Origin of the sequence: Anaerotignum sp., assembly GCF_031981185.1 — a bacterium.
Classification (GTDB): Bacteria; Bacillota; Clostridia; order Lachnospirales; family Anaerotignaceae; genus Chakrabartyella.
The window spans coordinates 38,487-46,704 of the sequence record NZ_DALYUL010000008.1 but is presented as its reverse complement, the minus strand read 5'-3'; the positions used below and the strand labels follow the sequence as shown (position 1 = coordinate 46,704).

Here is an 8,218-nt window from a genome sequence, read left to right as displayed (position 1 = left end):
AGGTAAACTGTCCCATGGTACGTACCGGCACCTTTAGTTCCCCCTGGGTAAGAGAGCCGGAGGGCAGGTTCATATTTTCTGCCGCTAATATCTGAGAAAGAGTGTTTACATTTAGGCCGTATCCTGTGAGCTTGGTAGGATCAACGGTAATGCGTACCTCTTTTTCAATACCACCTGATAAATCAATGGAAGCTACGCCTTCAATACGCTCTAAACGAGGAAGAATATCATCCTCCAGAAGGTTATTCAGTGCGTTTAAATCCAAATTATCCGCAGTAACTCCCATATAAATGGGAATAGCGTTCATATCTATTTTAAAAATGACGGGGTCATCTGCATTGGAAGGCAGGCTGCTTTTTGCCCGATCCAACACATCCCTTAAATCTATGGCGGCCATATCAATATCTGTGCCATCCACAAACTGTACCATAACAAGGGCAGCGTTGCTGTTTGATATGGAAGTAATGGTATCCACGTTATTTACTGTACCCAAAGCATCTTCCAAAGGTTTTGAGACAAGATTTTCAATTTCTTCGGGACCGGCACCCACATAGCTGGTGCTGACCAAAACAACGGGGATATCTACATTAGGCATCAAGGATAGGTTTAGGCCGCTGTAAGCGACGATACCGGCAATGAACACCATTAATGTTATCATGATGGTGGTAACTGGCTTACGAATGCAAAGTCTGGATAACATAATTTATTCCTCCTTTGCCGTATCTTCTTTGGTACCTTCAGCAGGGGTAGCAGGAGAAGCAGGATTTGCGATTTCAACCTGTTCGCCGTCGGAAAGGTAAGTCTGACCACGAGTAACAACCTGTGTACCCTCAGCCAAATCGGAGGTGATTTCAACAGCTTCCCCTGTTTGAATACCAATGGTAACCGGCGTTTTCTTTGCGACATTGTTTTCAACAACATAAATATAGTTTTCACCGTCTTTGGTAATAACTGTGCTGATAGGCAAAACGATAACATTATCGGCTTTTTTGCTAATGAAGCTTACATCTGCCAACATGCCTGATTTAATAACTCCATCTTTGTTGTTAAGCTCAATTTTTACAGTATATGTACCAGACTGGCTGGAAGCGGGGCTAATGGTAGAAACCTTTCCAGTCAAAGGGGTATCGGAAGCGGCGGACATATTTACCTGCACTTCATCCCCCAGCTTAATGTTGTTTACTGCTTGCTCGGAAACGCCTACCTCAACTTTGATTGTGGAAAGATCCATAATCACATAAGCAGGAACAGTGGGACTGGCATAGCTGCCTCTTTCTATGTTTCTACTTACGATTACACCGCTCATGGGAGAGGTTACAGTACAATCTGATATTTGCTTTTTCAAAACATCTAAGTTTACTTCAAGGGCTTCAATATTAGCTTTGGCGGATTCATATCCAAGCTTCATTTGGTCTATTTCCGCCTCGGCAATAATGCCTTGTTCGAAAAGGATCTTATTGTTGTTATAAGTTTTTTCTGTGTTTTCCAAACTTAACTTGGCGGCATTATAGTTTACTTCTGAACTGCGTAGCTGGTCATTTAATGTTGATGAATCTACACTAAAAAGAACTTGATTCTCTCTTACAGTGTCACCAACCTCAAAGTGATATCCCATAACTTTCCCGGGGACGGTGGGTACGACGGAAATTTCCTTGGAAGCAGCAGCTTTGCCAGAGTAAGAAAAGCTGCTTGAAATTGCGTCCTTACCAACAGTTGCCACCTCAACGCTGCGCAATGCGGGTTTTTCTTCAGGTGCTTCTTTGGCACAACCGGTCAAAAGTACAGCACAAAGACTAAAAAGTATTAGCTTTTGGTTCATTTTATAGTTCCTCCTGATAAAATTAGTTGGTTAATGGCATTTAGGTGATGACATAAAGCTTGCTTCTTCTCCTTGTCAAACGAGTCAAAGTAGCCACTTGTAATTCTCATAAGAGAATTTTCCGTTGCCTTTAAAGCTGTATTCCCCTTCTCGGTTAAACGCAAATACATTTTGCGTCCATCATCACCCTTACTGGGGCATTGCTTTTGTATAAATCCTTTTTCTTCCATTTTTGCAATGCTCAAAGAGGCACTGCTTTTACTAAGGTAGAGGGAATTTGATATTTTTGAAACGGTATTTAAGCCTAAATCACGAATGCAAAGCAAAAAATGAAATTGCTGCATGGTGAGCTTCTCTTCTTCTCCCTTACCATTTATACTGAATACCTGCTCCAAGTGAAATCTACTCCAAAAAGTCATATTTACTCTAAGATCAAAAAAAAGCTCGGCAATTTTTTGACCGCTTACTTCGTCCATCCAATCCTTCCCCCTCTGTTTCAATTTGCATGAAATTAATTTTATGATAAAACTAATTTTGTGTCAATTGAATTTTCATTAAGATATTTTAAAGATTTTGCCAGATGTGCTTAATTATGCTTGTAGTACTAAATTTAAACATATTTAGCCTGTTTGAAGAGAAAGCATTGGAAAAACGAGGGGAAATAAATTTATAATTTCTTAATAATATAACATTAGAGTCCCATCCCTTTGTTTGAAAGATAGATGGCTGTCAGAAATCGTTCCGTTATAAAAAGGATACCCCGTGAGACAATTGCCTCATTACGGAGTATCCTTTTGCTTATATTATAGAACTGCAAATTAAAACATTCCTAGTTTTTCTAATAAAGAGATATATGTTGCTACACCATGGCATAAAATTTTTTCGTCAAAATCAAACTCTGCGCTATGCAGGGGATGAACAAAGCCTTTTTCAGGATTTCCCGCACCTAAAAAGAAGAATAAACCGGGAACTGCCTGCTGAAAAAAGGAAAAATCCTCGGCAAGCATATAGGGCTGAGTGGTCATATAATTGTCGCCGCAGGCCGCTTCTAATGCACAAACCAAAGAAGCATCGTTATTTACAACGCGATACATATGACGGAATTCAACGATTCCTTCACAACCATAGCCTTTGGCAATAAAACTTACGGCCTCCTCTACTCTGGAAACCATTTTTTCATAAACTTCATCAGAAAAGGCACGCATAGTTCCTTCTATGCGGACTTCCTTTGCCACAATATTGCAGGCTTCGCCCCCTTGTATGGAGCCAAAGGAAAGGATGCCGCTGTCTAAAGGGGAAATATTACGGGATAAAATGGTGTGGATACCGCAAATGACTGCCCCAGCCGCCAAAAGGGCATCGGCACCTTGATGGGGCTGAGCACCATGGGAGCTTTTTCCAAGAACACGAACTGTGACTTCACCGTTTCTTGCCATCATACCGCCCACTTTACAAGCCACTTTGCCTTGGGGAACATCAGGGAAAATATGGCAGCCAATTACCTTGGAAATGTTGTATTTTTCAATGATTCCTGCTTCAACCATCAGCTTTGCGCCACCGGGGCCTTCTTCTGCCGGCTGGAAAATTAGGATCACATCTCCCTTAGGACGCACTTTTTGTGATATGAGATATTTGGCGAAGCCCAGCAATATGGCCATATGGCCGTCATGCCCGCAGGCATGCATCAATCCCTTATGGCAAGAAGCATAGGGACGGGGAGGCTCTTCTACAGTCAGCGCATCCATATCTGCACGAAAGGCTATGGGCTTTTCCAAACCTTGCCCTTTGATTATGCCTATGACACCCGTTTCTAAGCATCGGGTGATCTCATCTACGCCAAATTCTTTCAACTTATCTTCTATATAAGCGGCGGTTTTGTGCTCCGAAAGCCCTAATTCTGGAATTCGGTGCAGATCCCGACGTATTTGCCTAAGCACTTCCTCCATCTTTAAAATATCTTCACGCAAAAAAAGCCCTCCTTTTTATCACAATTTTTTCTATTGTAACATAAAAACTATGAAAGAGCCTTGGAAAATAATTTTTTTTCATTTATAATACCATACAAGGGTCAAAAATCGTGGGTTTCATGTTTGGATATCCGTAAGGTTGGTGGGGTTGACCTATATAATGATGAATGGAGGAACAAAAATGAATTATGATATGACAAATCCTTATGAGATTGCAAAGTATATTAAGGATGCCAAAAAGGTTACACCTGTGAAGGTTTACGTGAAGGGTAACTTGAATGGTGTAGAAAAAGAAAATGTGAAAATTTTCGGCGAAGGCAACTTCTGGATTCTGATTGGCGACTATGCCTTGATCAAAGAAGTTTTAGATGCAAAGTCTGAGAATATTCAGGAAACCCATGTGGAATATGATAGAAGAAATTCCGCAGTACCTATGTTGGATATTACCAATTTGGAAGCTCGTATCGAGCCCGGCTGTTTTATTCGGGATCGTGTAAAAATTGGTAAAAATGCAGTGGTAATGATGGGTGCGGTAATTAATATTGGTGCTGAAATTGGCGATGGCACAATGATTGATATGAACGCCATTTTAGGTGCAAGAGCTACCGTTGGTAAGAATGCACACATTGGCGCCGGTGCCGTATTGGCAGGCGTTTTAGAGCCACCAAGTGCAACACCTGTTGTGGTTGGGGATGGTGCACTGGTAGGTGCCAATGCTGTTGTTTTGGAGGGCGATCAGGTAGGTGCCAATGCTGTTGTAGCGGCAGGGGCAGTGGTAACAGAGGATGTACCTGCTGGTGCGGTGGTTGCCGGATCACCTGCAAAAGTAATTAAAATGAAAGATGAAAAAACAGAAGGAAAAACACAGATTTTAGAAGATTTGAGAAAATGATGGGTTGATTTTTACTGTTGTAATGAAATTAATTAGGGTAATATAAGAATAATTCTTTTCAATTAATAGAAACAGGAAGGAAAGTTGAAGAAATGAAAAAGTGTTTGGTTTTTTTGATTTCGGTATTTATGTTTCTTTTCACAGGTTGTGGCAGCAATAATAGTGAAGGTACTGCTTACACGGAAGTGAATACACAGGAGGGAATTACTCTTTCCCTAAAAGAGGATACACTAAAAAGTTCTACAGGAACGTTTATCCTCACCAATGATACGCAGGAAGCAGTAAGCTATAGTGCCAAGGAATATCACTTTGAACAGATGAAGGATGGCCAGTGGCAGGAATTTGCGGGAACTGCCCAGGCAAATTGGGGCGATGAAGTGGTTGCGCTGGAAAGCGGAGCTTCTGTAGAGTTAAGCTATAACTGGAAGACCTTCTGTGGCAACACAACAAAAGGTGAACAATACCGCTTGATTATTTTTGTGAACGAAAGTCCTGTTGCCGTGGAATTTACCGGTGCTTAATAAATGGTATCAGGAAGTTTGCCATGATTTTGGCGAAAGCTACAAAAGGTGAAATATTGCAATGTGAAAGAAATTTTTGTGCTTTTGAATCTATGCACGTGTTCTTATAACTGAAAATTTCTGTTTAAGTTGGTTTGCATGTTTCTGACCTCAACCTCCGTCTAAAGGGCGGAGGTTTTTTATGTTTGAGTTAAGTGTTTTTTTACAGCAAAAAACCCAAAATAGAAATTATTAAAGAAAAAAACATAAAACATGCCTTACTTTTTTGGAAAACCCATTGCAAAAGGAATAAAACAAGTTTTTTTTGCTTATATTTAGGGTAATAGGAAGGAGGCAAGCGGATGAACATGGGCAAGCAAAAGATGAGTAGTGTGCTTACAGAAGGGGATGAAATACTACTTGCCATTCAGGATATTCAAACTAGATTGATTTGCGCAAGACAAGGATTTGAATCCGCCACAGATGAAGCTTTGGTTGACAGTTATATCTTTGAAATTACAGCTTTGCAAAAAAAGTATGATTATTTTATAAAAACAGCAAAGGAAATGGGGTTGACGGGGCCTTTTCTAAAAATAGGCTGAAAGATACAGGGGGGGGGAGAAAAGCACTATGACAGAGGTATTGTCGATTATGATTATCAGCTGTCTGATTATTCTCATATTGACGGCAGTGGCAAAACCATTAAGAATTGTATTACGGTTTATACTTTCGGCGGCTGTTGGCGGATGTTGTCTGTGGCTATGTAATCGCTTCGGGCTCGCGGTGGGAGTAAATCCGGCAACACTTTTCACGGTAGGATTATTGGGGGCACCGGGTTTTTTAGGGTTAATTGTCTTAAGTTTTTTCTTGTAAAAGAAATGTAATTGTTTGACAATTACATCGGAATGTGATATATTTTTGTGTGGATAATGTTGTGGATATTATTGTGGATAATCGGGGCTTCCCTGTGTACAAAACTTGGTTATCTGCAAGTCTGCAAATAAAAAATCCTTAAACGATAAGATTTAACCCCATTTCTTATCCGGAAAAACTCACTGCGATGCAGTGAGTTTTTTCATAAAAAAGTAGGTGAAAATTGTGGATAACTTAATAAAATTTATAGAAAAATTTAATGAACAATTACTTTCCCAAAGCTTTTTAGAAGGGAGAACTGCAAACGGAGAAAGGGTGCCGGGAATTTATCTGCGCATAGAAAATCCTGTTCTATATATTATAGGAGTATTTCAAAAAGATAATCAGGAAAAAATTGTAGAGGCTTTACGTACATATACAGAGGAAATTTCTCAAGATCTGGAACAGTTGCGCTGTACCCACATCATCAGTCTGAGTATATATTTATCCGAGGAGGAAGGGCCATTCCCTGCTCCTGCTTATTTTGATGAACGGATTCACGCTGTGAATTGGCGTTACTCTATAGAAAAGAAAAGGATTTTTGCCGGTGCAGGTGAGCCAGACCGTCTTTTTGGTATAGAAAAGCTGCTGCTTCGTGCTGCGGAAGGAAAAGTGGCTGAAGTACCCCCAAAGCCTGCCATGAAAAGTGGGATGCCATGGGTAAGTATTTCGATATTTTTACTTTGCGTGGTGCTGTTAATTGACACAACTCTCTCTGGAAACGGAGGAAGTATGATTCGCACCTATGGGATCAGCAGAAGCGGTATTTTGCAAGGTGAATATTACCGATTTATTACGTCTATATTCTTACACAGTGGTATGATGCATTTGTTGTCTAATAGTATCTTCTTATATTATTTTGGATTTAAAGCGGAGTATCTTTTGGGCAGAAAACGCTTTCTTATATTATATTTGGTTTCCGGTGTATGCGGGGGCCTTTTTAGCATTTTATTCCACGATGTGTTGGCAATTGGTGCTTCGGGAGCAATTTATGGACTTATGGGTGCTATGTTTGTGCTAACAAAGTTATATGGACCTAGATATACAGGGATGAATTACGCCACTATGCTTCTACTGGTAGTTACTTCCATAGGATTTGGTTTTTTGGATATGGGCATAGATAATTTTGCCCATATTGGTGGTTTTATTGGTGGAAGTCTGGTATTCTTATTCTATCGAAAGTTGGAAGAAAAACAGAAGGAGATATCCACATAATTTCTGTGGACAATGTGGAAGTTATCCACTTCCAAAATATGCAATACTAGATGAATAATAAGCGTTCCTTAGTTTACAACGAATTTTCCATGTTAAATTGTCGAATGGAGAAATTTAGCACTATATATTGGGGTATGCATAAAAAGTTATCAACAGAAAACCTGTGGATAAGGTCATGAAATTGTGGATAACTATGTTTTGGAGAGGAAATGTAGATGAATCAGCAAATAAATTTACAAGAAAAAATGCAAAAAAATTTTCAGTGTTCTAATTTTGGTGAAAAAAAGCTGGTTTTTGGTGAGGGAGCGCAGATGCCTGTGCTGATGATGATTGGAGAAGCTCCCGGAGGAGACGAGGAAAAACAGGGCAGACCGTTTGTGGGTAAAGCAGGAAAAAATCTTTCATCCTTCTTAGAGGTAATTGGATTAGAACGGGAGGAAATTTATATTTCCAATGTGGTAAAGTTGCGCCCCACAAAAAGTAGCCCAAAAACGGGAAAAGAAGTTAATCGTCCACCTTCCAAGGAAGAGATTGCATTTTTTCTGCCGTACTTGATGGAAGAAATTCAGTTGATTGCACCGAAAATGATTGTTACATTGGGCAATGTTCCTCTAAAGGCAGTTTCTGGTGATAACAACGTGACCATCGGGGAAGTTCATGGCAAGCCATATAACCTTGAAGAAGAGAGGGTTTTATTCCCATTATATCATCCGGCGGCAATTATTTATAATAGAGCTTTATCCCAAGTATATCAGGAGGATTTGGCTATATTAAAGGAATTTTTGGGGACATTATAGAATTAGAGATGTTACTAAGGGGTGGATTTCAAATAATGTAATGTAAGGAGGAAGATATGAATGGCAAAAACAGCAGTTATATTTTGTTCCGAATATGGTAGTACAAAAAAATATGC

The 8,218-nt window shown here is 39.9% G+C and carries 10 protein-coding genes; 6 read left to right on the top strand and 4 right to left on the bottom strand.

The features are described from left to right. The 4 genes from RTK36_RS06185 to RTK36_RS06170 form a co-directional block, all read right to left on the bottom strand. The coding region (locus tag RTK36_RS06185) for an efflux RND transporter permease subunit (RefSeq protein ID WP_312045322.1) at window positions 1–700 on the bottom strand (700 nt) is incomplete at its 3' end. Between the two features lie 3 nt (window positions 701–703). Beyond that, window positions 704–1,819, bottom strand: coding sequence for an efflux RND transporter periplasmic adaptor subunit (locus tag RTK36_RS06180; RefSeq protein ID WP_312045320.1), 1,116 nt, complete (start codon window positions 1,817–1,819; stop codon window positions 704–706). Next, entirely contained in the window at window positions 1,816–2,295 is a 480-nt protein-coding gene (locus RTK36_RS06175; RefSeq protein WP_312045318.1) for a MarR family winged helix-turn-helix transcriptional regulator, read from the bottom strand. Before RTK36_RS06175 ends, RTK36_RS06180 begins: the two co-directional genes overlap by 4 nt. 342 nt (window positions 2,296–2,637) lie before the next feature. Next, window positions 2,638–3,786 carry a M20 metallopeptidase family protein gene (locus RTK36_RS06170; protein WP_312045316.1) on the bottom strand — a complete coding sequence of 383 codons (1,149 nt, stop codon included), beginning with the start codon at window positions 3,784–3,786 and terminating at the stop codon, window positions 2,638–2,640. A gap of 181 nt (window positions 3,787–3,967) precedes the next feature. On the opposite strand from RTK36_RS06170, the gene dapD reads away from it, so the two are divergent. The 6 genes from dapD to RTK36_RS06140 all read left to right on the top strand — a co-directional run bounded on the left by dapD (window position 3,968) and on the right by RTK36_RS06140 (window position 8,102). Next, window positions 3,968–4,678 (top strand): 2,3,4,5-tetrahydropyridine-2,6-dicarboxylate N-acetyltransferase, encoded by a 711-nt coding sequence (gene dapD / locus RTK36_RS06165; RefSeq protein ID WP_312045314.1) that lies wholly within the window; start codon window positions 3,968–3,970, stop codon window positions 4,676–4,678. A 92-nt stretch (window positions 4,679–4,770) separates the two neighbouring features. After that, entirely contained in the window at window positions 4,771–5,199 is a 429-nt protein-coding gene (locus RTK36_RS06160) for an immunoglobulin-like domain-containing protein (RefSeq protein WP_312045312.1), read from the top strand. Window positions 5,200–5,540: 341 nt separating this feature from the next. Continuing rightward, complete coding sequence (locus RTK36_RS06155) at window positions 5,541–5,780, top strand: DUF2508 family protein (RefSeq protein WP_312045310.1); 240 nt, start codon at window positions 5,541–5,543, stop codon at window positions 5,778–5,780. Between the two features lie 28 nt (window positions 5,781–5,808). Beyond that, entirely contained in the window at window positions 5,809–6,051 is a 243-nt protein-coding gene (locus tag RTK36_RS06150) for a pro-sigmaK processing inhibitor BofA family protein (protein ID WP_312045308.1), read from the top strand. Between the two features lie 225 nt (window positions 6,052–6,276). After that, complete coding sequence (locus RTK36_RS06145) at window positions 6,277–7,305, top strand: rhomboid family intramembrane serine protease (protein ID WP_312045306.1); 1,029 nt, start codon at window positions 6,277–6,279, stop codon at window positions 7,303–7,305. Window positions 7,306–7,520: 215 nt separating this feature from the next. Next, on the top strand, window positions 7,521–8,102 hold the full coding sequence (locus tag RTK36_RS06140) for a uracil-DNA glycosylase (protein WP_312045304.1): 582 nt from the start codon (window positions 7,521–7,523) through the stop codon (window positions 8,100–8,102). Window positions 8,103–8,218: the final 116 nt, after the last annotated feature.

Excerpts from the sequence above, each read along its gene's own strand:
- RTK36_RS06180 (WP_312045320.1), bottom strand. The coding sequence starts at position 1,819 with ATGAACCAAAAGCTAATACTTTTTAGTCTTTGTGCTGTACTTTTGACC.
- RTK36_RS06175 (WP_312045318.1), bottom strand. The coding sequence starts at position 2,295 with ATGGACGAAGTAAGCGGTCAAAAAATTGCCGAGCTTTTTTTTGATCTT.
- dapD (WP_312045314.1), top strand. The coding sequence starts at position 3,968 with ATGAATTATGATATGACAAATCCTTATGAGATTGCAAAGTATATTAAG.
- RTK36_RS06160 (WP_312045312.1), top strand. The coding sequence starts at position 4,771 with ATGAAAAAGTGTTTGGTTTTTTTGATTTCGGTATTTATGTTTCTTTTC.
- RTK36_RS06155 (WP_312045310.1), top strand. The coding sequence starts at position 5,541 with ATGAACATGGGCAAGCAAAAGATGAGTAGTGTGCTTACAGAAGGGGAT.
- RTK36_RS06150 (WP_312045308.1), top strand. The coding sequence starts at position 5,809 with ATGACAGAGGTATTGTCGATTATGATTATCAGCTGTCTGATTATTCTC.
- RTK36_RS06140 (WP_312045304.1), top strand. The coding sequence starts at position 7,521 with ATGAATCAGCAAATAAATTTACAAGAAAAAATGCAAAAAAATTTTCAG.